The sequence below is a fragment of the Ramlibacter pallidus genome (assembly GCF_015070875.1).
GTDB lineage: Bacteria > Pseudomonadota > Gammaproteobacteria > Burkholderiales > Burkholderiaceae_C > Ramlibacter > Ramlibacter pallidus.
Map to the genome: position 1 here is coordinate 543,596 of NZ_JADDIV010000001.1, position 23,999 is coordinate 567,594.

25 protein-coding genes and 1 riboswitch are annotated in these 23,999 nt (G+C 71.3%); of the genes, 12 read left to right on the plus strand and 13 right to left on the minus strand.

The features are described from left to right. The first annotated feature begins 82 nt into the window (after positions 1–82). Positions 83–520, plus strand: a complete 438-nt coding sequence (locus IM787_RS02720; protein WP_193675087.1) for a hypothetical protein — start codon at positions 83–85, stop codon at positions 518–520. Between the two features lie 263 nt (positions 521–783). Here the strand turns inward: IM787_RS02720 and IM787_RS02725 are convergent, their stop codons facing one another. From IM787_RS02725 to IM787_RS02735, 3 genes are all read right to left on the minus strand, one after another. Next, positions 784–1,737: an aldose 1-epimerase gene (locus tag IM787_RS02725; protein WP_193675088.1), complete on the minus strand. Its 954-nt coding sequence runs from the start codon at positions 1,735–1,737 to the stop codon at positions 784–786. Positions 1,738–1,745: 8 nt separating this feature from the next. Further along, the gene (locus IM787_RS02730) at positions 1,746–2,543 is read right to left on the minus strand and encodes a phytanoyl-CoA dioxygenase family protein (RefSeq protein WP_193675089.1); all 798 of its coding nucleotides are present in this window, start codon (positions 2,541–2,543) and stop codon (positions 1,746–1,748) included. 80 nt (positions 2,544–2,623) lie between these two features. Further along, positions 2,624–3,235, minus strand: coding sequence for a DUF4142 domain-containing protein (locus tag IM787_RS02735; protein ID WP_193675090.1), 612 nt, complete (start codon positions 3,233–3,235; stop codon positions 2,624–2,626). 246 nt (positions 3,236–3,481) lie between these two features. On the opposite strand from IM787_RS02735, the gene IM787_RS02740 reads away from it, so the two are divergent. From IM787_RS02740 to galE, 4 genes are all read left to right on the plus strand, one after another. Beyond that, positions 3,482–4,663 carry a glycosyltransferase gene (locus IM787_RS02740; protein ID WP_193675091.1) on the plus strand — a complete coding sequence of 394 codons (1,182 nt, stop codon included), beginning with the start codon at positions 3,482–3,484 and terminating at the stop codon, positions 4,661–4,663. Positions 4,664–4,728: 65 nt separating this feature from the next. Further along, positions 4,729–5,943 (plus strand): UDP-galactopyranose mutase, encoded by a 1,215-nt coding sequence (gene glf / locus IM787_RS02745; protein WP_193675092.1) that lies wholly within the window; start codon positions 4,729–4,731, stop codon positions 5,941–5,943. Continuing rightward, entirely contained in the window at positions 5,943–8,120 is a 2,178-nt protein-coding gene (locus IM787_RS02750; RefSeq protein ID WP_193675093.1) for a sugar nucleotide-binding protein, read from the plus strand. The genes glf and IM787_RS02750 overlap by 1 nt, the downstream gene beginning before the upstream one ends. Beyond that, positions 8,117–9,115, plus strand: coding sequence for a UDP-glucose 4-epimerase GalE (gene galE, locus IM787_RS02755; RefSeq protein WP_193675094.1), 999 nt, complete (start codon positions 8,117–8,119; stop codon positions 9,113–9,115). Before IM787_RS02750 ends, galE begins: the two co-directional genes overlap by 4 nt. A gap of 35 nt (positions 9,116–9,150) precedes the next feature. Here the strand turns inward: galE and galK are convergent, their stop codons facing one another. The 7 genes from galK to IM787_RS02790 all read right to left on the minus strand — a co-directional run bounded on the left by galK (position 9,151) and on the right by IM787_RS02790 (position 16,480). Further along, entirely contained in the window at positions 9,151–10,200 is a 1,050-nt protein-coding gene (galK, locus tag IM787_RS02760; RefSeq protein ID WP_193675095.1) for a galactokinase, read from the minus strand. Further along, the gene (galT, locus tag IM787_RS02765; RefSeq protein ID WP_193675096.1) at positions 10,197–11,282 is read right to left on the minus strand and encodes a galactose-1-phosphate uridylyltransferase; all 1,086 of its coding nucleotides are present in this window, start codon (positions 11,280–11,282) and stop codon (positions 10,197–10,199) included. The genes galK and galT overlap by 4 nt, the downstream gene beginning before the upstream one ends. Continuing rightward, positions 11,282–13,063 (minus strand): glycoside hydrolase family 2 protein, encoded by a 1,782-nt coding sequence (locus IM787_RS02770; RefSeq protein ID WP_227494043.1) that lies wholly within the window; start codon positions 13,061–13,063, stop codon positions 11,282–11,284. Before IM787_RS02770 ends, galT begins: the two co-directional genes overlap by 1 nt. A 106-nt stretch (positions 13,064–13,169) precedes the next feature. Continuing rightward, on the minus strand, positions 13,170–13,532 hold the full coding sequence (locus IM787_RS02775) for a hypothetical protein (RefSeq protein ID WP_193675098.1): 363 nt from the start codon (positions 13,530–13,532) through the stop codon (positions 13,170–13,172). Between the two features lie 85 nt (positions 13,533–13,617). Next, positions 13,618–14,118 carry a 5' nucleotidase, NT5C type gene (locus IM787_RS02780; RefSeq protein ID WP_227494044.1) on the minus strand — a complete coding sequence of 167 codons (501 nt, stop codon included), beginning with the start codon at positions 14,116–14,118 and terminating at the stop codon, positions 13,618–13,620. Positions 14,119–14,273: 155 nt separating this feature from the next. Further along, the gene (locus tag IM787_RS02785) at positions 14,274–14,594 is read right to left on the minus strand and encodes an I78 family peptidase inhibitor (protein WP_193675100.1); all 321 of its coding nucleotides are present in this window, start codon (positions 14,592–14,594) and stop codon (positions 14,274–14,276) included. Positions 14,595–14,620: 26 nt separating this feature from the next. Then, positions 14,621–16,480: a PAS domain-containing protein gene (locus IM787_RS02790; protein WP_193675101.1), complete on the minus strand. Its 1,860-nt coding sequence runs from the start codon at positions 16,478–16,480 to the stop codon at positions 14,621–14,623. 109 nt (positions 16,481–16,589) lie between these two features. On the opposite strand from IM787_RS02790, the gene IM787_RS02795 reads away from it, so the two are divergent. From IM787_RS02795 to IM787_RS02810, 4 genes are all read left to right on the plus strand, one after another. Beyond that, positions 16,590–17,597: a hypothetical protein gene (locus IM787_RS02795; RefSeq protein WP_193675102.1), complete on the plus strand. Its 1,008-nt coding sequence runs from the start codon at positions 16,590–16,592 to the stop codon at positions 17,595–17,597. A gap of 213 nt (positions 17,598–17,810) precedes the next feature. Next, positions 17,811–18,482, plus strand: a complete 672-nt coding sequence (locus IM787_RS02800) for a hypothetical protein (protein WP_193675103.1) — start codon at positions 17,811–17,813, stop codon at positions 18,480–18,482. Positions 18,483–18,612: 130 nt separating this feature from the next. Continuing rightward, positions 18,613–19,119: a hypothetical protein gene (locus IM787_RS02805; protein WP_193675104.1), complete on the plus strand. Its 507-nt coding sequence runs from the start codon at positions 18,613–18,615 to the stop codon at positions 19,117–19,119. A 47-nt stretch (positions 19,120–19,166) separates the two neighbouring features. Beyond that, positions 19,167–19,577: a hypothetical protein gene (locus IM787_RS02810; protein WP_193675105.1), complete on the plus strand. Its 411-nt coding sequence runs from the start codon at positions 19,167–19,169 to the stop codon at positions 19,575–19,577. A gap of 2 nt (positions 19,578–19,579) precedes the next feature. On the opposite strand, the gene IM787_RS02815 is transcribed toward IM787_RS02810, so the two are convergent. From IM787_RS02815 to IM787_RS02825, 3 genes are all read right to left on the minus strand, one after another. Beyond that, positions 19,580–20,737 carry a zinc-binding metallopeptidase family protein gene (locus IM787_RS02815; protein WP_193675106.1) on the minus strand — a complete coding sequence of 386 codons (1,158 nt, stop codon included), beginning with the start codon at positions 20,735–20,737 and terminating at the stop codon, positions 19,580–19,582. 191 nt (positions 20,738–20,928) lie between these two features. Beyond that, complete coding sequence (locus IM787_RS02820) at positions 20,929–21,393, minus strand: hypothetical protein (RefSeq protein ID WP_193675107.1); 465 nt, start codon at positions 21,391–21,393, stop codon at positions 20,929–20,931. A gap of 316 nt (positions 21,394–21,709) precedes the next feature. Then, entirely contained in the window at positions 21,710–22,075 is a 366-nt protein-coding gene (locus IM787_RS02825; RefSeq protein WP_193675108.1) for a hypothetical protein, read from the minus strand. A gap of 185 nt (positions 22,076–22,260) precedes the next feature. On the opposite strand from IM787_RS02825, the gene IM787_RS02830 reads away from it, so the two are divergent. From IM787_RS02830 to thiS, 3 genes are all read left to right on the plus strand, one after another. After that, positions 22,261–22,617 carry an STAS/SEC14 domain-containing protein gene (locus IM787_RS02830; RefSeq protein ID WP_193675109.1) on the plus strand — a complete coding sequence of 119 codons (357 nt, stop codon included), beginning with the start codon at positions 22,261–22,263 and terminating at the stop codon, positions 22,615–22,617. Between the two features lie 28 nt (positions 22,618–22,645). Continuing rightward, positions 22,646–22,756: riboswitch (TPP riboswitch) on the plus strand. Next, entirely contained in the window at positions 22,745–23,794 is a 1,050-nt protein-coding gene (locus IM787_RS02835; protein ID WP_193675110.1) for an FAD-dependent oxidoreductase, read from the plus strand. Its footprint overlaps the riboswitch before it by 12 nt. After that, positions 23,791–23,997, plus strand: a complete 207-nt coding sequence (thiS, locus tag IM787_RS02840; RefSeq protein ID WP_193675111.1) for a sulfur carrier protein ThiS — start codon at positions 23,791–23,793, stop codon at positions 23,995–23,997. The genes IM787_RS02835 and thiS overlap by 4 nt, the downstream gene beginning before the upstream one ends. Positions 23,998–23,999: the final 2 nt, after the last annotated feature.

The following is a 23,999-nucleotide window of genomic DNA, read 5'->3' on the forward strand; positions in this document are numbered from 1 at the left end:
CCGGCCGGTGCTCGCGCGCGGCTCCTACACGCGGCGGGATGCCTCTCGCCAATGCTTGGGCCAGACCAACGGAGAACCATCCATGCACGACATCCAGAAGACACTGCTCGCGGCGGTGCTCGCCGCCGTCGCCTCGGCCCCCGTGCTCGCCAAGGGCAACGACAAGCACGACGACCGCCACGGCCACGTGCAGAAGCACGAAGGCAAGCACCACAAGCATGCCGGCAAGCACGGCCGCGGCAACGACGACCGGTACCACGCGTACAGCGGCTACCACGGCGCCGGCTGCCCGCCGGGCCTCGCGAAGAAGGGCAACGGTTGCATGCCGCCGGGACAGGCGAAGAAGGTCGCCGTCGGCTATCCCCTGCCGGCCGGCGCCGTGTACACGATCCCGCGGCACGTGCGGGCGGACCTGCCACCCCCGCCCCCGGGCTACCGCTACGCCGTGGTGCACAACCAGGTGGTGCTCGTCTCGCGCGACCACCTCGTGGTGGACATCATCCGCAGCCTCCTCGGCTGACGTCCAGCACGAACACGTTCCAGGACCCGGCCAGCAGGCGCGCGCGCAGGCCGCCCGCGGCCAGCCTCTCACGTGGCATTCGACCGGAACCAACCGCGTCGGCACCAACAGTCCAGGCGCACGGGCCGCTGTTCGACCGGCCCCGCGCCGTCCTCCCAGTCGTGCCCGACACGAAATGGCCGCCGGGACAGCGCACGAGGGTGGCGCCCAGCTCGACGAAGTCGCGGTCGAACGCCAGCCGCGTGCGCATCATGCCGGGAACTTCAGTCCCACTGCGGCCGCAGCGTGAAACGCGCCTGCAGCGCTTCGCCGGGCGCGAGCCGCGCCCCGCCCAGCGGGCCTTCGCCGTACCGGGGCAGCAGGTTCAGCCAGTCCGTGCACTGGCTGACCGGCTCGGCGCAGAACGCGTCGGCACCGCGCGGGCAGTACAGCACGAAGTAGTCCAGCGGCGCATCGGCCTCCATCACCAGGCTGCGGGCGGGACCGTGCAGGTCCTGCGGCCAGTCGATGCGCGTCGAGCGCTGCCAGCCGGTGAAGTTGTTGTCCAGGTCCAGCTGCGCGAGTTCGACCCCGCGGCGCAGCGCATCGACCGGGCCGCCGCTTTCGAGCGCGACGGGCATCACTTCGGCGTCGCCGCGCCACATCGCTTCGGCGGCACTGTTGACGCGGGTGCCGGGATGGTGCGGGAAGTAGGGATGGTGGCCGATGCCCAGGGGCATGGCGGCGGTGTCGTCGTTGCGCACCTCCATGCGGACCTCGAGCGCGCGCTCCTTCAGCGTGAAGTGCTGCCGCGCCGAGAAGCGCCACGGCCACGCCTCGCTCGCCTCCACCGAAAGCGCCAGCACCGCGCTGTCCGGCCCGGAAGACGCGACCTGCCACGGCCGCAGCCAGCCGATGCCGTGCAGCGGGTGCGGCGCATCCTCGCCCGGATGGTTCGGCGGGAAGCGGATCTCCCGGCCTTCGAAGGCGGCGCGGCCGTCGCGGATGCGGTTGCAGAACGGCACCAGCGGGAAGCTCGCCATGTCCAGCGGGTTGCGGGCGGCCAGTCCCGTGGCCGTGGCGGGACGCAGCCAATGCAGCTGGCGGCGGCGGCGCCCTTCCTGCCAGTGCCGGCTGAACGCCGCGATGGAGCCGCCGGCGTCCGGCGCCAGGACCAGCTGCAATTCGCCGGCCGAGAGCACCACCAGCGGCGTGGTCACGTTCGATTCGTCGGTCATGGACTCCTTCAGTAGGCGAAGCTGCGGTAGGTTTCCTCGCCCTGCACGAGCGCGTCGTCGGGCACCACCGGATTGTGTCGCAGCAGGCTGCGGCCGAGCGGCGAGAGCCGCTCCCATCCGCTTTGCGGAATGCGGATCTGGACCTCCGGACGGAAGTACCACCGCCGGCTGTAGCCGATGACGACCATCGGCCGCGGCTGGTCCGTGAGGTTGGGCGTGCCGCGGTGCACCGCGCGCACGTCGCGGATCATCACGTCGCCCATCTTCATCGGATAGCGGTGCGCGGCGATCGCGCCGGACGCGATGCCGGCCAGCGCCTTCGCCTTGTCCATGCGATGCGTCCCGTGCGTGGTCTCGAACGGGCCGTTGTCCTGGCCGACGTCGCACAACGCGAAGTTCACCGCCAGCTGGAAGGACGGCGTGTCGTTGTTCCCGGTTTCCGGGAACAAGGCCGGCGTGTCCGCATGCCACGGCTGGTAGTCCGACCCCTTCAGCGGCGTGTCCGACGCCAGCTGGCACATCACGGGCTCGGGCCCGGCCACGCGCTCGACGATGGCCAGGATGTCACGGTCCTCGTAGATCTCCGGGTCGGCCCATGCGCCGGTGAAGGGCAGGGTCACGTAGAAGCGCTGCGCACCGCGGCTGGACGCCTGCGTCTCCCTGGCGATCTGCGCCTGGAGCAGCGGCGGGAAGGCGGCCGCCCACAGGGCCAGCTTCTCGCGCGGCAGGTGGTCGCGCAGGACGACCAGGCTGTCGCGGTTGAAGTCGCGGGCGAAGGCGTCGTGTTCGGCGGCGGTGTAGCGCATGGCGGAAGTGGCGTCAGGATGGAAGCACCCATGCTTCCACCCCCGCGGGCCCGGTGCAAGCTCAGCACCGGGAGGCGCGTTCAGCCCGCGATGCGGCCGGCCAGGTCCTGCGCCTGCTTCAGGTGCGCCTGCAGCGTCGGCAGCGTCTTGTCGATGAACGCCTGCAGGTCGCGGTCGGCCACGGTGCTGCGGCTTTGCTGGAAGGCGTTGATCGCGGCCATGTGGTCCTGCACGCCGGTGTTGCGGATGAATTCGCGGTCGAAGGCCGCGCCGGAGAGGCCTTGCAGCATGGTCACCTTCTGCTGCAGCGGGGCGGGCAGCCCCGGGGCGATCCGGTGGCCCTTGCGGCCGACCAGCGCCATCAGCTCGTTGTTGTTGGCGGTGTGGTGGTCCACCAGCATCTGGGCATAGGCGCGCACCTGCGGGTCGGCCGCGCGTGTCAGCGCCACGCGCGACGCTTCGACCTCGTACATGCCGGCGCCGGCGGCCTGCGCCACGAACTGCAGGTCCGCGGCAGACAGGCGGGCCGCGGCGGCGGGCGTGGTCGTGCTCGTGGCGGACGTGCTCGTGGTGGTGGTGACGGCCGCGGTGGAAGCGCCTGCGCCCATGCTGGTCTGCTGGCGCGACGCGCAGCCCGCCAGCGCGAGGGCGGCGACGGCGACGAGGGAGAGGGTGACGTGCGACTTGTTCATCGATGGCTCCTTGCGTGAATGCGACGCTGCGGATGTTCACCGGTGCAGGACGGCACCGACGTAGTGACAAGTCCGTTGGGCGATGTAGGAAACCGCAAGCGCCGCGCATTCCCTGGCTCTGCCGGGCGCGCGGCGCCGCCGCCTACAAACGGCCCGCCAGACAACGCGAGGGCGGCGCGTAGGACGCAGACTATTTGATCGAACGCCGTGCGCATGGTCGCGCAATCGGTGCCGAGAATGGGTCCCATGAAATCACTCGTCGTCTTCTCCCACCTCCGCTGGAACTTCGTCTACCAACGGCCGCAGCACGTGCTGTCGCGCCTGGCGCTGCGATGGCCCGTGATCTTCATCGAGGAACCGATGCCCGGCGCGGGCGAGGACCGGATCGAGTTCATCGACGCCGCGCCCGGCGTCGAGGTGTGGCGCCCGCACGTGCGCGGCGCGGCGCACGGCTTCCATGCCGAGCACAAGGCCGTGCTCCAGCGGCTCGTCGGGCAGGCGATGCAGAAGCAGGGCCTCCGCGACTACTGGATCTGGTTCTACACGCCGATGGCCCTGCCCATGGCCGAGAAGTTGCAGCCCGAGGGCATCGTCTACGACTGCATGGACGAGCTCTCGCTCTTCCGCGGCGCGCCGCGCGAGCTGATCGACCAGGAAACCGCGCTGTTCAAGGCGGCCGACGTCGTGTTCACTGGCGGCCGCAGCCTGTACAACGCCAAGAAGACGCGCCACCGCAACGTGCACTGCTTCCCGAGCAGCGTCGACGCGCTGCATTTCCGTCCCGGCACGGGAGACCACCCCCTGCAGGAGGACCTCCCCGCGCCGCGCCTGGGCTATTGCGGCGTCATCGACGAACGCATCGACCTGGAACTGATCGCCGGCGTGGCGGACGCGCGCCCCGACTGGCAGCTCGTGATGGTGGGGCCCGTGGTGAAGATCGACCCGGCCACTTGCCCGCAGCGTCCCAACGTGCGCTGGCTCGGCCAGCAGGGCTACCAGGACCTGCCTTCCTTCATCAACGGCTGGGACATCTGCCTGCTGCCCTTCGCGCTCAACGAATCCACCCGCTTCATCAGCCCCACCAAGACGCTGGAGTACATGGCGTGCGGCAAGCCTTCGGTCAGCACGGCCATCCGCGACGTCGTGGAGCCCTATGGCCACGTCGTGCCGATCCGCGCCGACGCCGCCGGCTTCGTCGAAGCGAGCGACGCGATCCTGCGGCGGACGCCGGAAGAACGCGCGGTGCATGACCGCGCGGTCGGCGAGATCATCGCGCGCACCTCCTGGGACGCAACGGCCGCGGCGATGGGCGAGTTGATCGCCCGGGCCGAGGCGGCGCGCGAGGCGCAGGAGCTCCCCGCCGTCGCCAGCATCGCCGTCGAACTGGCACGCGCCTCCGGCGCCAGCGCCGCCGCAGGCGCCGCCTGAACCTCCTCCGGCCGGGTCGGCCGCTGGCCGATCCGGCCGACCCGCAGCAGTACCGAGAACCTCCCATGGACAAGATCAGCCAACACCTCGAGCGGGCCGCCGCGGCCACCATTCCCGGCCGCGCCGGGTTCGACTACCTCATCGTCGGCGCCGGCTTCGCCGGCAGCGTGCTGGCCGAAAGGCTGGCCAACGTGCTGGGCCAGCGTGTGCTCATCGTCGACAAGCGCCCGCACATCGGCGGCAATGCCTACGACCGCTACGACGACGCGGGCGTGCTGGTGCACCCGTACGGACCGCACATCTTCCATACCAACTCGGAGGACATCTTCGAGTACCTCTCGACGTTCACGCAGTGGCGGCCGTACCAGCACCGCGTGCTCGCCAGCGTCGACGGCCAGATGGTGCCGATGCCGATCAACCTGGACACCATCAACAAGCTGTACGGCCTGAACCTGACCTCCTTCGAGGTCGAGAAGTTCTTCGAATCGGTCGCCGAGAAGAAGGACGAGGTGAAGACCTCCGAGGACGTCGTGGTCAGCAAGGTGGGGCGCGAGCTGTACAACAAGTTCTTCCGCGGCTACACGCGCAAGCAGTGGGGGCTGGACCCGTCCGAGCTGGACGCCAGCGTCACCGCGCGGGTTCCCACCCGCACCAACCGGGACGACCGCTATTTCGCCGACAAGTTCCAGGCCATGCCGCTGCACGGCTACACCCGCATGTTCGAGAGGATGCTGGCGCACCCGAACATCAAGGTGATGCTGAACACGGACTACCGGGAGATCGCGGACGTGCTGCCGTGGAAGCACATGGTGTACACGGGCCCGGTCGACGAGTTCTTCGACTGCAAGTACGGCAAGCTGCCTTACCGCAGCCTGCGGTTCGAGCACGTCAACATGCCCCGCGAGCGCTTCCAGCCGGTCGGCACGGTGAACTATCCCAACGACTACGGCTACACGCGCATCAGCGAGTTCAAGCACATCACCGGTCAGGAACACCCGACCACCTCGGTGGTCTACGAATACCCTTGTGCCGAGGGCGACCCTTACTACCCGGTGCCGCGGCCCGAGAACGCGGAGCTGTACCGCAAGTACGAGGCCGAGGCGGAAGCCACGCCGAACGTCACCTTCGTCGGCCGCCTCGCGACCTATCGCTACTACAACATGGACCAGGTGGTCGGCCAGGCGCTGGCCGCCTTCCGCAAGCTGCAGGCCGCGCACGACGCCACGCAACGCACCCTCGGCGAGGCCGCGGCCCTGGCGACGACCGCGGCGGCCGGCTGATGCCGCTGGAGCTCTGGGCCGGCCCCGAGTGCACCTTCAACCGCGTCGGCGACCGGTTCAAGGACCAGCTCGCGGCCAGCGGATTCGCCGAGCGGCTGGACGACCTGGACCGGCTCGCGGGGCTCGGGGTGCGGCGCGTGCGCTTCCCGCTGGTGTGGGAACGCACCGAATCCGAGCGCGGGCGCTTCGCCTGGGAGTGGAGCGACCTGCGCATCGCCCGGCTGCGCGAACTCGGGGTGGCGCCGATCGCCGGCCTGGTGCACCACGGCAGCGGCCCGCGCTGGACCGACCTGCTGGACCCGGCCTTCCCTGAACTGCTGGCCGGGTACGCCCGTGCCGCCGCGGAGCGCTATCCGGACGTCGAGGACTGGACGCCGGTGAACGAGCCGCTCACGACGGCGCGTTTCAGCGGGCTCTACGGCTTCTGGTACCCGCACCGGCACGACGACGCGAGCTTCGTGCGCGCGCTGCTGCACGAGCTGCGCGGCACGGTCCTCGCCATGCGCGCCATCCGCGAGGTGAACCCGCGCGCGCGGCTGGTGCAGACCGAGGACCTCGGGTTCATCACGAGTGCGCCTTCGCTGGCCGACCAGGCGGCGTTCGAGAACCTGCGGCGCTGGCTGACGTTCGACCTGCTCACGGGCCGGGTCGGCCCGGGCCACGGACTCTGGGACTACCTGCGGACCGCCGGCGGCGCGACCGAGGCGGAGCTCCTCTTCTTCCGCGATGCGCCGTGCCCACCGGACATCGTGGGCATCAACAGCTATCTCACCAGCGAACGGCACCTGGACGACCGGGTCGACCTGTACCCGCCGCACTACCTGGGCGGCAACGGCCGCGACCGCTATGCCGACATCGAGGCCGTGCGCGTGCTCGGCGCCATCGTCGGCAGCTTCGAGGCGCGCCTTCGCGAGACCGCGCAGCGCTATGGCCTGCCGGTCGCCATCACCGAGGTGCACCTCGGCTGCACGCGCGAGGAGCAGCTGCGGTGGCTGCACCATGCGTGGCGCGGCGCCGAGGCGGTTCGGGCCGAAGGGCACGACATCCGTGCGCTCACCTGCTGGGCGGCTTTCGGCAGCCACGACTGGAACAGCCTGGTGACGCGCGACGACGGGCACTACGAGCCCGGCCTGTGGGACGTCCGCTCGGACCCGCCCCGCCCCACCGCGCTGGCCGCGCTGGCGCGCGAGCTGGCCACCGGCCAGGCGCCGACCCATCCCGTGCTCGACGCGCCGGGCTGGTGGCAGCGGGAAGACCGCCTCGCCTACCCTGCGCACGGCGACGTGCAGGCGGCGCGCGTGCGCGGCCGGCCGCTGCTGATCACCGGCGCGACGGGCACGCTGGGCCAGGCCTTCGCGCACGCCTGCCGCTCGCGTGGCCTGCCGTACCACCTCCTGCACCGCGCGGAGCTGGACGTGGGGGACCCGGCCAGCGTGGAAGCGGCGCTGGAGCACTGGCAACCCTGGGCCATCGTCAACACCGCCGGCTTCGTGCGGGTGGACGACGCCGAGGACGACGGGCGCCAGTGGCGCGAGAACGTGACGGGGCCCCAGCTGCTGGCGCAGGCGTGCGCGCGCGAGGGCGTGCGCCTCGTGACCTTCTCCAGCGACCTGGTGTTCGACGGCCTCCACACGGCGCCGTACATCGAGCGGGACATGCCGCGTCCATTGAATGCCTACGGCCGCGCCAAGCACGAGGCGGAACGGCGCGTGCTCGCCTTGGCGCCCGGCGCGCTGGTGGTCCGCACCGCCGCCTTCTTCGGGCCGCACGACCGCCACAACTTCGTCACCTGCGCGCTCGGGGCGCTGCGGCGCGGCGAGCGCTGGCAAGCCGCGCAGGACCAGTGGATCTCGCCCACTTACGTGCCGGACCTCGTGAGCGCCACGCTCGACCTGCTCGTGGACGGCGAGTCCGGCATCTGGCACCTGGCCAACCGGGGCGTGGTGAGCTGGGCCGACCTGGCGCTGATGGCCGCCGGGGCGGCACGCCTGGACACCACGCTCATCGAGCCGGTCCCGGGGAACGCCCTCGGCCAGCGTGCCGTCCGTCCGCGCTACGTGCCGCTGGCCAGCGAACGCGGCGTTATCATGCCCGTGCTCGAGGACGCCCTGGGACGCTACCTTGCCGAAGCCGCCGCGCACGCCGCGCGGTCCACCGAAGCCCCTGCCCTGCCATGACCCTTTCGTCCCTTCCCTGCGTCGTCGTCGCCGGCGGCGCCGGCTACATCGGCTCGCACATGGTCCGCATGCTCTCGGAGTGCGGCTACCACGCGGTCGTGGTCGACAACCTGGCCACCGGCCACGCGGAGGCCGCACGTGACGCCACCTTCCGCCAGGGCGACATCGGCGACGCCGCGTTCATGGAGCCGCTGCTGCGCGAGTTCCGCCCGCAATGCGTCATGCACTTCGCGGCGGCCAGCCTGGTCGGGGAGTCGATGACGGCGCCGGCCAGGTACTGGCGCAACAACCTCGTGCAGACGCTGGGCCTGCTGGACACGATGCTCGCCTGCGACATCCGGCAGTTCATCTTCTCCTCCACCGCGGCCGTCTACGGCAACCCGGTCGAAGTGCCGATCACCGAGCAGCATCCGCAGCGGCCGATCAACCCCTACGGCAACAGCAAGCTGGCGGTGGAGACGGCGCTGCAGGACTACGCGCGCGCCTACGGGCTGCGCTCGATCACGCTGCGCTACTTCAACGCGGCCGGCGCGCATCCGGACGGCACGCTGGGCGAGCGGCACGAGCCCGAGACGCACCTGATCCCGCTGGTGCTGCAGGTGGCGTCGGGGCGCCGTGCGTTCATCTCGCGCTTCGGCTCGGACTTCCCCACGCCCGACGGCTCCTGCGTGCGCGACTACATCCACGTGCAGGACCTGTGCACCGCACACCTGCTCGCGTTGAAGAAGCTGGAGGAAGGTGCCGTGACCGCCGTCTACAACCTGGGCAACGGCAACGGACACTCGGTCAACGAGGTGATCGAGGCCGCGCGCCGCGTGACCGGCCACCCGATCCCGCTGCGCGACGATCCGCGCCGCGAAGGGGACCCGCCGGTGCTGGTGGCGGACGCGACCCGGGCGCGGCAGGATCTCGGCTGGATCCCCCAGTACCCCGACATCGAGCAGATCATCGCCCACGCCTGGCAGTGGGAGCAGAAGGGAATGGGGCACGGCTGAGGCCGACGGCCCTGTGGCGGCGCTGGCTCGGGCACTCAGGGCACCAGCTGCTTCCCCTGGTGCCCGGCGCCGTTGTACTTCTCCAGCACCGATTGCGCCACCTGCCGTTCCGCGCCGCTGCGGCAAAGCGCCACGCAGGCGCCGCCGAAGCCGGCGCCGGTGAGGCGCGCGCCGAACACGCCCGGCTCCGCCTGCAGCCAGCGCACCAGCAGGTCGAGTTCCGGCGTGGAGACGGAATAGTCGTCGCGCAGGCTGAAGTGCGATTCGTTCATCAGCTTGCCGAAGGCGACCGGGTCCGTGCACCCGGCGGCTTGCAGCACGCGCGCGTTCTCGGTGAACACGTGCCGCGCCCGCCGCAGCAGCAGCGGCGGCAGCACCGCGAGTTCGCCTTCCCGCTGCACGTCGCGCAGGGAGGCCACGCCCAGCATCCGCGCCGCCGCCTCGCATTCGCTGCGGCGCTCGTTGTACCCGCTGCCTGCCAGCGTCCGCGGCACGCCCGAATCCAGCACCAGGACCGTGCTGCCCGGCGGCAGCGGCACGTCGCGCCGCTCCAGCGACCGCGTGTCGATCAGCAGCGCGCGGTCGGTGCCGGCCAGGCTGGAGGCCATCTGGTCCATGATCCCGCAGCGCACGCCGGCGTATTCGATCTCCGCGCGCTGCGCGAGCTGCGCGACCTGCACGTCGTCGAAGGGCAGGTCCAGCAGCGTGCGCAGGCAGCGCAGCGTCGCCACCTCCAGCGCCGCGCTCGACGACAGCCCCACGCCGATCGGCACCTCGGAGTGGACCTCGATGTCGAGGCCCGGCACGTCCGCGCGTTCGGCCCGCGCGAGGGCGAGGCAGCCGAAGACGTAGCTGGCGAAGTGTTCGGCGGGGGGCGCGTCGAAGCCGAATGACACGCTCTGCCCGAGCTCGGCCGCATGCAGGTTGAACCGGTCCGTGCCATTGCGCCACATGGCCACCCGCGTGCGCTGCGCGATCGCCACCGGCAGCACGAAGCCGTCGTTGTAGTCGGTGTGTTCGCCCAGCAGGTTGACGCGCCCCGGCGCGTCGGCGACGGCGTCCGCCGGCCTCTCGTGCAGCGTCATGCGATCCTCGCTTCCACCTGCTGCAGCTCGCGCGCCTTCTCCTCCGGCAGCGCATCCATGGCGAAGAAGCCGGCGGCGAGTTCGGTTCCGGCCAGGTACTTGAGCCGGTCGCGCGTGCGGTAAGGCGGCCACAGCTGCGCGTGCAGGTGCGACTCGGGGTGCGGCCGGCCGTCGGTGGGCGCCTGGTACCAGGCCATCAGGTAGGGGAAGGGGCGCTGCCACAGGCCGTCGAACTTGAGCAGCACGGTCTTCAGCGCGCGCGCGAGGTCGGCGCGCTCCGCATCGCCCAACTGCGCGAAGCCCTCTACAGGCCGGGTCGGCGCGATCCACACTTCGTACGGATAGCGCGCGCAGGCCGGCACGAAGGCGACCGCGTGCGGCCCTTCGTAGAGCATGCGGGCGCCGTCGCGCCGCTCGGCCTCGATGTGCATCTCCAGCACCCCGCGGCCATGCTTCGCAAGGTGCTCCTCCGCCACCTGCTGCATGCGCGCGGGCACCGGCGGCACCACGGGATAGGCGTAGATCTGTCCATGGGGATGGTGCAGCGTCACGCCGACTTCGGCGCCACGGTTCTCGAAGGGCAGCACATACCGGATCGCCTCCTCCGCGCCGAGGCGTGCGGTGCGGTCGCCCCACACCTGCAGCAGCAGTTCGATGTGGTCCAGCGACAAGGCGCCCAGCGACGACCCGCGGTCCTGCGTGAACACCACGACCTCGCAACGGCCGTGCGCCGGCGCCGTCGGCACGATCAGCTGCGGCGGCGCGGGCACGGAGCCGCCCAGCGACGGGAAGCGGTTCTCGAACACGGCGATGTCCCAAGGCCCCTCCGGCACCTCGGTCGGGTTCGACGGGTCGGTCATCGGCGCGAGCGGGTTGTACTCGGGCGGCGGCAGGAAGGTGCGGCCCTGCCGGTGCGCCGCATACGTCACCCATTCGCCGCGCAGCGGGTGCCAGCGCAGGTGGGCGCCACCGGCCAGCGGGTCGCGGAACGGGCTGGGGGCGGCCAGGCCCGGCGGCAGCGGCCGCCGCGCATAGAGCGTCATGCGGCGGCCGTCCGGTTTCGTCAGCTCCAGGGCGTGCATCAGGCGGCCCCGGGGATGAAGGTGCGGGACATCGAGGTCACCTTGCGGATGCGCTCCAGCGGGATCTTCGGCGTGCGGTCCGCATGCAGCAGCCCGTTGGCCTCCTGGAAGGTGTCGGCGAACTGCGTGTAGCAGAAGCCCGAGAACAGCGCCGTGTGGACGATCGTCTCCAGCAGCTGCTCGTACATGCGCGCGAAGGCCTCGGCGTCGCCGATCTCCGTGTAGCCCCAGGTCTTCTTCACGCCCTCCTCGGCCTGCGCCTGGTAGGTGATGCCGCCGAACTCGGTCAGCATGATCGGCTGCCCCTGGTGCGGGTAGCCGTCGAGCGTGAGCACGCGGCCGCCGGGACGGCGCCGGTCGAACAGCTTCTCGGTCTCGATCTCCGGGCCATAGCGCTGGCGGATGTGCTCCAGGTTGGAGTCGTAGTCGTGGATGCCGATGATGTCGGTGGCCGAGGACTCCCAGCCGTCGTTGCCGATGACCGCGCGGGTCTGGTCCAGCGTCTTGGTCAGGTGGTAGAGCGCCTCCACGGCATGGCGGTGGGCCTGCACCGACGGCAGCTCGGGCACGCCCCACGATTCGTTGAACGGCACCCACACGATGATGCAAGGGTGGCTGTAGTCGCGATCGATCGCCTCGGTCCATTCGCGCACGGTGCGCTTGATGGCCGTGCGCGTGAAGCGGTAGGCGGAAGGCATCTCCTCCCAGACCAGCAGCCCGAGCCTGTCGGCCCAGTACAGGTAGCGCGGGTCCTCGATCTTCTGGTGCTTGCGCACGCCGTTGAAGCCCATCGCCTTGGCGAGTTCCACGTCCTTGCGCAGCGCGTCGTCGCCCGGCGCCGCCAGCAGCGTATCGGGCCAGTAGCCCTGGTCGAGCACCATGCGCAGCACGTAGGGCCGGCCGTTGAGCATGAAGCGGTCGCGCAGGACGTTCGCCGAGCGCAGCGCCGTGTACGACTGCACTTCGTCGACCATCTCGCCGTTCTTCCACAGCCGCAGCCGCGCGTCGATCAGCGTCGGCCGCTCCGGGCTCCACAGCAGCTCGTTGCGGAAGTCGTCGATGCCGGGGTCGGACAGCACCACGAAGCGGTCGACCTCGCCATCGACCACCCGGTAGCGGTCGCGGGCCAGCAGGCGTTCGCCGTGGCGCAGTTCCAGTTCCAGCGACAGGTCGTCGTCCACCTGGCCGCCCACGCGTGCCTCGACGCCGATCGCGAAGCCCTCGAGCCGCGGGGTCCAGCGCACCTTGTCGATGTAGGTGTGCGGCACGCGCTCGATCCAGACCGTCTGCCAGATCCCCGTCGTGCGCGGATACCAGATCGAATGCGGCTCGAGCTGCCAGTCCTGCTTGCCGCGCGGCTTGGTCAGGTCGTGCGGGTCATCCTCCGCCCGCACGGTGATGGTCTGGCGGCCGTCGGCCTTCAGCATGTCGGTGATGTCCGCGAAGAACGGCGTGTGCCCGCCCTCGTGCGTGGCCGCCAGGTCGCCGTTGACCCACACGCGGGCGGCATAGTCGACCGCGCCGAAGCGCAGGATCACGCGATCGTTGCCCGGCTTCAGCTCCACGTCGCGCTCGTACCAGCAGGCCTTGTGGAAGCCGCGGTCGCCGATGCCGCTGGCCTTGCTCTCCGGCGGATACGGCACGGTGATCTGCAGCGGCCATTCGGTCACGTCCGCGGGCGTCGCGAGGGCGGCATCGTTGTCGAAGCAGAAGCGCCACTTGCCGTTGAGGTTGATCCACTGGGCGCGCTGCAGTTGCGGGCGCGGATAGCCGTGTTGCAAAGCCTGACCTCCGGGGGAATGCATGGAGCGGACAAGCTTTGCGCGACGCGGCCTGCGTCCATGTCGGACAAGGGCCCGAATCGCCTCGCGGGGCGTGGCGCGCGGGCTAGTGGACGTGGCCGCCGGGCGCGGCGTAGCCCTCGCACTCCTGCCGCAGGCCGCGCAGCAGCGCACGGTGGCGCTCGTGCAGGGCGACGACCTTGCCGTTCACGCGTGCCGGCTCGCGCACGCTCCACAGCGCATGCGTGAGTTCCACCCGGCTGATCAGCAGCTCGGTCCAGCCGTAGCCCAGGCGCGGCAGGCCCGTGGCCAGCAGCTGCATGCGGTCGAAGGCGTCGGAGAGGTTGCGGTACAGATCCGGGTCCCAATGGCCTTGCAGCAGGTCCTGCAGGCCCGCCTCGTAGCCCGCAAGCTCGGCCGCCAGCTGCGCGGCGATGCAGGCTTGTTCGGGAGAGTGGGAGCGCGACATCGGCCGGCCACTTTACAGAGCGGATACACGGCCCGCAACGTGCTCGGCCGTTCCCGACCAAACTACCCGGCCATGCAGGGAATGTTCACGGGCGCCCGCCGGCGCTGCGCGCGTGCAGCGGGAACAGTCCCGCCAAGTCCTCCAGCGCCTGCTCCACATCGTGGTATTGGATGAAGATGCCGCCGGCGCCTTCCCAGAGATGGCGGTACTTGAGGTTGTCGTCGACGAGCACGTCGCCGTGCGCGCAATGGTCGCGCTTGTCGGCGGCCAGCGTGGTGATGATCTTCGTGCCGGGGAAGTGTTCGGCGGCCCAGCGCACCTTCTGTGCCGCGGCCCAGTTGCCGCGCGGCAGGCCGGTGAGGATCACGGGATGGAGGTGGCGCACCGCGGCGAAGAGCTCGGTCGCGCCGGGCATCAGCGGCAGCTTGCCGAAGAAATCCGGCGTCTGTGCGAGGCGTGCCCAGAACCGTCCACGCCCGTGCCGCGCCTCGTACGCCTTGGGCGTCATGCCGAGCACCTGCTCCGCGCCGCGGTCGAAATCCGCCAGCACGCCATCGCAATCCAGGTACAGCCGTCGATCCACCATGGCGCCATGGTGCCGCATCGGCCGGGGCGACCGGGCCGGGCGCCTTGAATCTCCCGGGTGGGACGCCGCCCTTTCACACGTCAGCCTGGTCCGGCAGGGGCCGGACCGGTGGCCTGCAGGTCTGAGGCAGTCGTGCGCCGCGCCGGCGCGCGGCTTCAGCCGCAGCGGGCGGCGGTCACGCGGCCTGCGGCATCGAGTTGCAGGTTCAGGCGGCCGCCGTCGAACTCCAGCGTGACCGCCTGGCCCGGCCGGATGGCGCGCACGCGGGTGGCCGAAGCACGGGCGCGCGCTTCCTGCGCCAGCGCCTCGGTGTACGCCTGCCCCACCGCGAAGCGGGCGGCGTCGGCCTGGCAGGTGCCGCCCGGCGCCGGGGCGGGGGAAGGTGCGGGCGATGGCGACGGCGCGGCGGGCGGCTGGGCACACGCGGCCAGCGCCACCGCAAGCAGTGCGCCGCAGGGGATCTTCAGATTCGGCATGGGGAGGTCCTGGTGATGTTGCAGCGTCAGTCCGCCAGCGGCAGGCGCACGGTGAACGTGCTGCCGCGGCCCGGACCATCGCTGTGGGCCATGATCGTGCCATGGTGCAGTTCGACCAGCCGTCGCACCAGCCACAGGCCGATGCCGAGACCGCCCTGGCCGCCGTGCGCCATCTGGCTGCCCTGCGCGAAGAGGTCGAACACCTGCGGCAGCACCTCGGCCGCGATGCCGCTGCCGTTGTCGGTGACCGCGATGCGCGCCCGGCCCGCGTCGCGGCGCACCTGCACGTCGATGCGCCCGCCTCGCGGCGTGTACTTGCTGGCGTTGTTCACCAGGTTGCTGAACACCTGCGCGAGGCGCGTGAGGTCGCCGCGCACCACCAGCGGTTCCGGCGGCAGGTCGAGCGCGAGCACGTGGCCCGCGGCGTCCACGGACGGCTGGCTGGCCTCGATGGCGTGGTTCAGCACCTGCTCCACGTCGAGCCGCTCGGTGCGCAGCTCCAGCTTGCCGCGGCTCACGCGCGAGACGTCGAGAAGGTCGTCGACCAGGCGCACCAGGTGCGTGAGCTGCCGCTCCATCATGTCGCGCGTGCGGGCGGCCGGCGGCGGCAGCTCGCCCACCCGCCGCAGGATCTCGAGGCCGGTGCGGATCGGGGCCAGCGGATTGCGCAATTCGTGCGCCAGCGTGGCGATGAATTCGTCCTTGCGGCGGTCGGCCTCCACCACGTCGGTGATGTCCGTCGACACGCCGCAGACGGCGTAGACCCGCCCCGCCTCGTCGTACAGAGGGAACTTGCTGGAGCGGAAGGTGACGTGCTGGCCCCGCAGCAGCACGCGCTCCTGCACGAGCACGGGCTCGCCCGACGCCGCCACCTTCTCGTCGTTGGCCCGCATCTCGGCGATGTGCTCCGGCCCGAACAGCTCGGCATCGGTGACGCCCTGCGTCTGGTCGGGGGCCAGTCCGTGCAATGCACGCCAGGCCTGGTTGGACAGGATGTAGCGGCCCTGCAGGTCCTTGGCGTAGACCAGCGCCCCCGCACCCTCGATGACCGATTCCGTCAGGCGTTGCGCCGCGCGCAGCCGGCTTTCGGCCACCATCTCGGTGGTGACGTCGCGCGCCGCGCAGATGCCGAGGCGCGGCACGCGCATCCCTTCGGCTTCCGCGAACACGATCTGCAGGCGGATGTGCAGCCAGCGCACCGCGCCGCTCGGCACCAGCGCGCGGACGTTGATGGCGAGGTGGCCGTTGCCGGCGGGGTCGAGCGTGCGGGCGATCTCGCGCAGGTAGCGGTCGCGGTCTTCCGGATGGATGCGGTCGAAGATCGCCTGCCGCGGCACCACCATGTCTTCGTCGCCCAGTTCCAGCAGGCGCGCGAGCTCGGCGGAGATGTGGTTCTCGTTGGTGAAGTAGTCGATCTCGGCCATCACGAGCCCGGCCGCCTGCACGCCCATCTCCAGCTTCAGGCGGCTCGCCTCGCGCTGCGCTTCGGCGGCCTTGCGTTCGGTGATGTCGCGCGCGATGCCGAGCAGGCCGACGAGCGTGCCGTCGGCGTCGCGCAGCGGCATCTTCCGCGAATGCCACTGCGTCAGCCGCCCATCGGTCGTGCGGAGCGTTTCCTCCAGCTCGGTGGCCTGCCCGCGGTCCATCACTTCGCGGTCGGTCGCCATGATGCGCCGCGCAAGCTCCTGGTCGTGCATGAACTCCAGGTCGGTGCGGCCCAGCACCTGTTCGGCCGTGCACGCCACCGCGGCCAGCGTCGCGGGGTTGGCGAAGTGGTACCGGCCCTGCAGGTCCTTGGCGAAGATGACGTCGTCCGTCGCCTCGGCAATGGCGCGCACGAGCAGGCCCGGGTCGCCGAACAGGCTGGTGCCGGAAGGGTCGGTCATGGTCGTTGCATTCTCATGCACAAGCGTGGCGCGGGGTGGCGCCGGTTCAGGGTGCGTTCATGGGATGTTGCCTAAGCTGACTCCATACACCAACCACTGGAGGTACCTCATGCGATCCACCGTCCGCAACCATTTCGCCGCCCTCATGATGCTCGTCCCCGCGGCTGCCGTCCTGGTCGCCGCACCGGCCCAGGCACAGCAGCGCGCGGTCGTGGCCCAGCCCGCCATCCGCGCCTTGGGCCTCAATTCCAACGCCGGCCTGGCACCGGGCGCCGTGCTGCGCGTGCAGCTGGTCGCCACGCCGGGTGCCCGCCAGGCCGACGTCGTGCTGGCCGACGGCGTGCGTGTCGCGCTGGCCGAGCAGGACGCCGGCAATTATGTCGGCACCCACACCATCCGGCGGGCCGACCGCATCGATCCGCTGCAGCTGATCGCGGCGCATGCCACTTTCGGCGGACGCACGGTCGTGCAGAACTTCAGCTTTCCGGCGTCGTTCCAGGCCCTCGCGATGGGCGGGCCGGCCGTCGCCGTGCCGACCGTGGCCATCGAACAGTTCACGGTCCGGCCGCAGGGCCGGCTGGTTCCCGGACGCGAGCTGCGCTTCCGCCTCGAAGGCGCCGCCGGCGGCCGGGCCTCGCTGGACATCCCTGGCGTGGTGAGCGACGTCGCGATGCGCGAGACGCGCCGCGGCGTCTACGAAGGCACGTACACCGTGCGCCGCCGCGACGACCTGCGGGCGTTCGACGCGGCGGTGGCCACGCTGCGGGTCGGCGGGCAGCGCGCGACCGCGCGGGTGGACCTGCCGGAAGCGCGCGCGGACCGCCGCGACGAGCAGGCGCCGCGCGTGACGCAGCTGGCGCCGTCCGACGGCGCACGCGTGGCCGAGCGCGGCCGCACCTTCATTCAGGCCCGGCTGAGCGACGACGGCAGCGGCGTCGACCCGGCGTCCGTGCGCCTGCTGGTGGACGGACTCGACGTCACGCGCAACGCCCGCATCGCGGCCGACGAGATCGGCTATCGCGAGGAACTGGGCCGGGGCCGGCACAGCGCCGAACTCGTCGTGCGCGACCGTGCAGGCAACGTGACGCGCACCGCCTGGACCTTCCAGGTGGTCTGACGCAACGCGACCGTGGGAGGCACGGTCGCCGCCCGGCGACGAGCGGCGGCCGCTGCTGCAAATCTCACGGCCGCCGCCATCTTTACGCTGGCGGCACACCGCCGCCAGGCTGGCGCGGAGCATCATTCCCTCGGGCCTGGGTGCACAGGCTCAGGATCTCTCGATTGGGGCTGCCGCAAGGCGGCCCCTCTTTTTTTGCGGCACGATCGCCGCATGCGCACCGGCATCGACTTCAGTTCCTGGCAGGCCCTGTTCACCACGCTGCTCGGGCTGGGCGTGGTGACGCTGGTGATGGTGGGCATCCGCCTGCTCGTGATGCAGACGGTGCAGCGCCGGCGCGAACGCGAGAACCGGCAGATCAACGAACGCCTGCGCACGCTCATCGCCGCGTACAAGACGCTGGGCGGCTCCTTCACGGGGGACCTGTCGGTGGACCCGACGCACCTGCGCACCGCGCGCGAACGGGGCGCTGCCGAAGCCAGCGAGACCGGCGGCGAACGGCGCCGGCGCATCCGCGATGCCGTGGAGGCCGCGCTCTCCGACGTCATCCTGCTCGGGACCGCGGAGCAGGGGCGACTGGCCGTCGCGGCGGCGACGGACCTCGTCGCGGGCCGCAAGGTCGAGACGGCGGAGCTGGTGGTGTCGCTCCGCAACTTCATCCGCGAGGCCCTGGATCTGGAAGCGGTGCCACCGCTGCACATCCCGCGCCAGGGGCCGAGCCGGAGCGTCGGCGCGGCAGGGCGCAGCGGCGCGCGCAGTCCGGGTGGGGAAGGCCGAGGCGCCGGAGGCGGCCGTGGCGGGGCGGGAGGCGGCGGTGCGGAAGGGCTTGGCGGCATGGCGATGGGCGCGGGTGCGGTCGGACGTTCGCGCGACGAGCCGCCCTGATCACCCGGCCGTTCCTACGGCAGCCGCCACGTTCGTCCGATACGGACGGAAAGCGGCCGTTCCAAACTGCCTCGTACACAGTCGCCGGCCACGGCCGCGCATCACACAACCGAACTGTACGGAGCACCTCATGAACAAGACCTCCCGCACACGAGCCCTCTTCCTGGCCGGCGCCATCGGCCTCGCCGGCGCGGCCCAGGCCGACGCCATCTTCTACCCCGACGGCACGATGGTGGACCTGGGCGAAAACGGCGCCGAAACCCTGGCACTGGACAGCACGCCTTCCATCGACACGAGCGTGCTGGGCGGCCCGGCGGCCGACGTGACCACGACCACCACCACGACCGTGGTTCCTTCGACCAGCTACGTCTACGTGCAGCCGAACATCCACTTCGACCGGCACGCGGTGGTGTCGCAGCTGCGCCATGGCCATGCCGCGTCCGGCACCCACGTGATGGGCAACCGCCACGCCGCTGCCGCGACCTTCGACGTGCCGGCGCGCGCCGGAGAAGCGAGCACGATGACCGGCGGCGCACCGAACGTGGTCACGGACAACCAGGCCTTCGTGGTGGGCAGCCGACACATCCCGTACAGCGCCATCACGGTCGGCGAGCCGTACTACGTGATGTCGTTCTGACGGCGCACGAACGGCAAGGGCCCGGCCTGCCGGGCCACACTTCCCCGATGCACACCGCGAGCGAAGCCTTCCGCAAGGCCAGGCCAGGGCCCTTCGTCATCGGCTGGAAGCTGGACCGCGAGGAGCGCGAGCTGCTGCTCGCCCGCTTCCCTCCCGCTTACGCGCGGCCCATCGCCGACCACGTCACCCTGCGGCCGCGCGTGCACGCGGGCACGGTCCTGCCGCCGGCGGTGCGCGCGGTCATCGTGGGGCGCGCCGACGACGGGCAGGGCCTCGAAGCGCTGGTCGTCCACGTGGATGGCAGCACGGAGCGGCCCGGCGGCGGCACGTACCACGTGACCTGGTCCCTGGAAGCGGGACGCAAGGCGGTGGAGAGCAACGACGTGATCGCCGCGCGTGGATGGCAGCCCGTCGACCCGCCGGTCGCCTTGCAGCTGGTGCCCGCGCGCTTCCGCTGACTTCAAGCGCCCGTCGCCGCCGGCTGCGCTTCGGCCGGCGCGGGGTCCATCACCTGCTGCGACTTGCCCTCGCCGATGCGCGCGCGGCGCGACTGCTGGATCACGTCGTGGACGAAGCGCAGCTTCTTCAAGGCGCCGGGCGAAAGCGCGAACGGATACGCGTCTTCCTGTCCCAGGCTGCGGTTCAGGCTGTTGACCAGCAGCGTGATCGGCACCCACTGCTGTACCAGCTCGTCGAAGTCCGGGCTGCGGGTCTCGAAGGGATTGGTGACCTCCTCGAGTTCTTCCTCGCCTTCGCCGGGGAGCGTGATGCGGGTGTTGTAGCCGGCCGCGGTCTCCAGCAGGTCGACCATGTGGAGGTAGTGCGTCCACGTCTCGGCCCAGTCCTCCCATGGATGCGAGGTGGCGTACGCGCTGACGAAGCTGTCCTGCCAGCCCTCGGGCTGCCCGCCGGATTCGTAGTGGGCCTGCAGCGCCTGCTGGTAGTCGACCGATTCGTCGCCGAAGATGGCGCGGCACGCCTCCAGCCGGCCGCCGTCGCGGATCAGCACGTCCCAGTAGTAGTGGCCGATCTCGTGGCGGAAGTGGCCGAGCAGCGTGCGGTACGGCTCGTGCAGCGCGACGCGGCGGGCGACGCGCTCGTCGTCGTCCGCTTCCGCGACGTTGATCGTGATCAGGCCGTCGGCGTGCCCCGTCATGACCTGCCGGCCCGGCTGGTCCTCCAGGAACTCGAAGACCAGGCGCTCGGGCTCCTCGATGCGCGGATCCGGCGACAGCAGCCCCAGCCGCACCAGCGTGTAGAACAGCCGCCGCTTGGCGATCTCGATGCGGGTCCAGCGCTGCAGGTTCTCGGGGGTGGAAAGGTTGGGCAGCACGCGCGTGAGGCGGCAGCTCGCGCAGAGGGGGTTCGGGTCGTCGGCGGGCACGGCGAAGTTGCAGGTGCCATGGTCCAGGCGGGTCTGGCACAGGCGGTACCTCCGCGGGGCCTTGCGGGGCTTCTTCGCGTACGGCCGGTACACCCCCTCCTCGCCTTCGACTTCCTCGATGGGCGCCAGGTTCATGCGGTCGGGCAGGAAAGCCAGCCGGCTGCTGCAGCTGAGGCATTGCACGTTCTCGAAGAACAGCGGCTGGCCGCATTTCTGGCAAAGGAAGGTGCGCATGGATCTCGGTCGTTGTCGTTGGGGCTCGCGCAGCACGCGCGAGGTCGAAGCTTAGGCGCTGCACGCGACCGGCGGGGTGGGGCACGCCCGGCTCGCGGCGTCGTCCGCAGCCGACAGCGAGGTTGGCCGCGGCCAGCAAAAAAGGCCAGCGCCGTGAGGCGCTGGCCCAAGGGAGGGGAGTCCAGCGGGGATCAGTTGCGGTCGGCGCGGGCGGCACGCGTGGAGCCACCGCCACCAGCGGCTGCGCCGCTCGAACTGCCCATGTCGCTGCTGCCGGACGCGCCGGTACTGCCGGCCATGCTGCCGCTGCCCGTGCTGCCCGACATCGAGCCGCTGCCCGTCGTCGCGCTGCCGGCCCCGAGGGCCGTGCCGGAAGAACCCGACGTGCTGCCCGTATCGGTGCTCGCGCCGGCGGTGCCGGACGCACCGGTGGTGCCCGTGCCGCTGCTGTTGGTGGCGCCGGCCGTGCCCATGCTGCTGCCGGTGGAGCCGGCGGTGCCGGCACCGACGCCGCTGCTGCCCGCCGCGCCGGCGGTGCTGCCCGCCGTGCCCGACGAACCGCTGGCGCCGCCGGAGGATTGGGCCACGGCGACGCCGCCGAAGGCCAGGGCGGCGGCGGCCGCAAGGACGGAGAGGGTGGTCTTGGTCGATTTCATGAGGGGTCCTTCCAGTGAGTGATGCTGCGAGTGGTGTTCGAGAGTGACGGCGTGGTGACCGCGTCACAGGGACACCTTAGGTGGGGCCCGGCGGCGCCCGGGTGGGGAGACCGCGTCTGGCGCCGTAGGCCCGAGGGCGACACGCGCGTAGGACACGCGGGCACGCGTAAACGGCTGTGCTTCCTGCCAGCCCATGCGTGAAGGGCGCACCGGCCGAGGCATGGCGCCATGCGTGCTCCTGCAGGAGAACGCAGTCCCATGTCGGACAAAAGAAAAAGCCAGCGGCGGCCGCTGGCTTGTGGACGGGACGTGGGCGTCAGTTGGGGTCCGCGCGCGGGGGCTGCATGTCGGAGCCGCCCGAGGTCGCGCCCCCCGACGAAGCCTCGCTGCCCGCACCCAGCGTGGTGGTGCTGGACCCGTCCGTGCCGGCCGAGCCCCTGTTGCCCATGGCCTGCGTGTTCACGCTGCCCGAAGACGGGTCCTGGGTGCCGGAGGCGCCGAGCGAGCCGTTGCTGTTCACGCTGGAGTCCGCGCTGTTCAGCGTCGTGCCGCTGTTCAGGCTGGTGCTGCTCCCGGTCTGGCTGCCGCTGGAATCGCCGGCCGACTGCGCGACGGCAACGCCGCCGAACGCGACCGCCGCGGCGGTGGCGAGGATCGAGAGGGTGTGCTTCGTGGATCTCATCAGGTCTTCCTTTCCATGCTGGGGAGCCCGGCCGCTCGCCGGGGGCGTGCATGACAGGTGGGGAGCCTCCGGGGGCCCCAAAGTGCGACACCGGCGGTCGGTCCGTAGGACATCCCGGCGCGGCGTTGCAGCGGTGAAGCAAGTCGCTATACCGCGCCGCGCGCCGCTGCCTTATGCTTCCGTGCATGAGCCTGGAGATCAAGGTCGAACACCGCGAGGGCTACTCCGTCGTCCGCGTGGAGGGCGAGCCCACGCTGGGCCAGTTCCTGTCCTTCCTGCAGCTCATCGGCGTCGAGACGTCCGGCTGGGCGGCGAAGCGCGTCATGTTCGACCTGCGCGGGGTGCGCACGCTGACCACCTTCACCGAACACTTCGCGGTGGGGGAAGAAGTGGCCCGCCAGCTGAAGCACCTGCACCGCATCGCCTCCGTGGTGCCCGCGGACCGCATCACGCGTGCCAGCGAAAAGACGGCGCGGCAGTCCGGCGTGAACCTCATGGTCTTCACCGACGAGGCCGAAGCGGTCGCCTGGCTGCGCGACTGAGGCCGCGCGCGGCCGCCGTCTATACTTGCGTTCCGCTCCGGGGTGCGACCGGCAGGTGCCGGCCGCTGAGATGGCGATGGGCCAAACCCGTGAACTTGATCCGGTTCGTACCGGCGTAAGAAGAGCCATGCACCCCTCCCCTTCCCAGCCCCTGCTCCGCGTCGGCATCGCCGGCGCCGGCCTGCTCGGGCGCCTGCTGGCGCTGCAGCTCTCGCGGGCCGGGCACGAGGTCCACGTCTTCGATCCCGCCGCGCACGCGGAAGCCCGGGGCGCCGCCGGCTGGACGGCCGCCGGCATGCTGAGCCCGCTGGCGGAACTCGAATCGGCCGACGCCAACGTCTTCCGCCTGGGCTGGCGCTCGCTGGAACTGTGGCCGCGCCTGCTGGAGGCGCTGCCGCTGCCGGTGGAGTTCCGGCAGGACGGCAGCCTGCTGCTGGCGCACCGCGGCGACGAAGGCGCGGCGCGGCGGGTCGTCGACCTGCTGCGGTCCAAGGCCGGCGCGATCGGCGACCACAGCCTGCAGCCCCTGGACGCCGCGGGATTGCGCGAACTCGAACCCTCCGTGCAGGGGCCGGCCCATGCCTGGCTGTTGCCGCGGGAAGGCCGCATCCACACCGTGCAGGCGATGCAGGCGCTGGCCGCCGGCGCGACCCGCGTGCAATGGCACTGGGGACGCGCCGTCACGCGAGCGGAAGCCGGTACGTTGGCCACCGACGCCGGCGAACAGCGCTTCGACCACGTGTTCGACGTGCGCGGCACGGGCGCGCGCCCGCAATTGCCCGTGCGCGGCGTGCGGGGAGAGATCTTCTGGCTGCAGGCACCGGGCCTCGGGCTGCAGCGGCCGCTGCGCCTGCTTCATCCGCGCCACCGCGTGTACATCGTGCCGCGCGCCCCCGACCTCGTGGTGGTCGGCGCCAGCGAGATCGAAAGCGAGGATCGCTCGCCGGTGTCGGTGCGCAGCACCGTGGAACTGCTGGCCGCGGCGCACAGCGTGGTGCCCGAACTCGCGGAAGCGCGCGTGGTGCACAGCGAGTCCAACCTGCGCCCCGCCCTGCCCGACAACCTGCCGCTGCTGCAGCAGGAGGAGGGGCTGACGCGCATCAACGGCCTTTTCCGCCACGGCTGGCTCATCGCCCCGGCGCTGGTGGAAGAGGCGCTTCGCGAGTGGACGCCATGAGCAAGACGATCACGGTGAACGGCGAACCGCGCAGCCTCCCCGACGGCGCCACGCTGGCGGACCTGGTCGCCGACCTGGGGCAGCCGCCGCAGGCGCTGGCGACCGCCGTCAACGGCGAGTTCGTCCCGCGTGGCGCGCGTGCGGGCGTCCACCTGGACGACGGCGACGCCGTGTTCACTTTCCAGCCCATCACAGGAGGTTGACG

Bases quoted from the DNA above. Each gene is read 5' to 3' on its own strand.
- IM787_RS02720 (WP_193675087.1), top strand. From the start codon at position 83: ATGCACGACATCCAGAAGACACTGCTCGCGGCGGTGCTCGCCGCCGTC.
- IM787_RS02725 (WP_193675088.1), bottom strand. From the start codon at position 1,737: ATGACCGACGAATCGAACGTGACCACGCCGCTGGTGGTGCTCTCGGCC.
- IM787_RS02730 (WP_193675089.1), bottom strand. From the start codon at position 2,543: ATGCGCTACACCGCCGCCGAACACGACGCCTTCGCCCGCGACTTCAAC.
- IM787_RS02735 (WP_193675090.1), bottom strand. From the start codon at position 3,235: ATGAACAAGTCGCACGTCACCCTCTCCCTCGTCGCCGTCGCCGCCCTC.
- IM787_RS02740 (WP_193675091.1), top strand. From the start codon at position 3,482: ATGAAATCACTCGTCGTCTTCTCCCACCTCCGCTGGAACTTCGTCTAC.
- glf (WP_193675092.1), top strand. From the start codon at position 4,729: ATGGACAAGATCAGCCAACACCTCGAGCGGGCCGCCGCGGCCACCATT.
- IM787_RS02750 (WP_193675093.1), top strand. From the start codon at position 5,943: ATGCCGCTGGAGCTCTGGGCCGGCCCCGAGTGCACCTTCAACCGCGTC.
- galE (WP_193675094.1), top strand. From the start codon at position 8,117: ATGACCCTTTCGTCCCTTCCCTGCGTCGTCGTCGCCGGCGGCGCCGGC.
- galK (WP_193675095.1), bottom strand. From the start codon at position 10,200: ATGACGCTGCACGAGAGGCCGGCGGACGCCGTCGCCGACGCGCCGGGG.
- galT (WP_193675096.1), bottom strand. From the start codon at position 11,282: ATGCACGCCCTGGAGCTGACGAAACCGGACGGCCGCCGCATGACGCTC.
- IM787_RS02775 (WP_193675098.1), bottom strand. From the start codon at position 13,532: ATGTCGCGCTCCCACTCTCCCGAACAAGCCTGCATCGCCGCGCAGCTG.
- IM787_RS02780 (WP_227494044.1), bottom strand. From the start codon at position 14,118: ATGGTGGATCGACGGCTGTACCTGGATTGCGATGGCGTGCTGGCGGAT.
- IM787_RS02785 (WP_193675100.1), bottom strand. From the start codon at position 14,594: ATGCCGAATCTGAAGATCCCCTGCGGCGCACTGCTTGCGGTGGCGCTG.
- IM787_RS02790 (WP_193675101.1), bottom strand. From the start codon at position 16,480: ATGACCGACCCTTCCGGCACCAGCCTGTTCGGCGACCCGGGCCTGCTC.
- IM787_RS02795 (WP_193675102.1), top strand. From the start codon at position 16,590: ATGCGATCCACCGTCCGCAACCATTTCGCCGCCCTCATGATGCTCGTC.
- IM787_RS02800 (WP_193675103.1), top strand. From the start codon at position 17,811: ATGCGCACCGGCATCGACTTCAGTTCCTGGCAGGCCCTGTTCACCACG.
- IM787_RS02805 (WP_193675104.1), top strand. From the start codon at position 18,613: ATGAACAAGACCTCCCGCACACGAGCCCTCTTCCTGGCCGGCGCCATC.
- IM787_RS02810 (WP_193675105.1), top strand. From the start codon at position 19,167: ATGCACACCGCGAGCGAAGCCTTCCGCAAGGCCAGGCCAGGGCCCTTC.
- IM787_RS02815 (WP_193675106.1), bottom strand. From the start codon at position 20,737: ATGCGCACCTTCCTTTGCCAGAAATGCGGCCAGCCGCTGTTCTTCGAG.
- IM787_RS02820 (WP_193675107.1), bottom strand. From the start codon at position 21,393: ATGAAATCGACCAAGACCACCCTCTCCGTCCTTGCGGCCGCCGCCGCC.
- IM787_RS02825 (WP_193675108.1), bottom strand. From the start codon at position 22,075: ATGAGATCCACGAAGCACACCCTCTCGATCCTCGCCACCGCCGCGGCG.
- IM787_RS02830 (WP_193675109.1), top strand. From the start codon at position 22,261: ATGAGCCTGGAGATCAAGGTCGAACACCGCGAGGGCTACTCCGTCGTC.
- IM787_RS02835 (WP_193675110.1), top strand. From the start codon at position 22,745: ATGCACCCCTCCCCTTCCCAGCCCCTGCTCCGCGTCGGCATCGCCGGC.
- thiS (WP_193675111.1), top strand. From the start codon at position 23,791: ATGAGCAAGACGATCACGGTGAACGGCGAACCGCGCAGCCTCCCCGAC.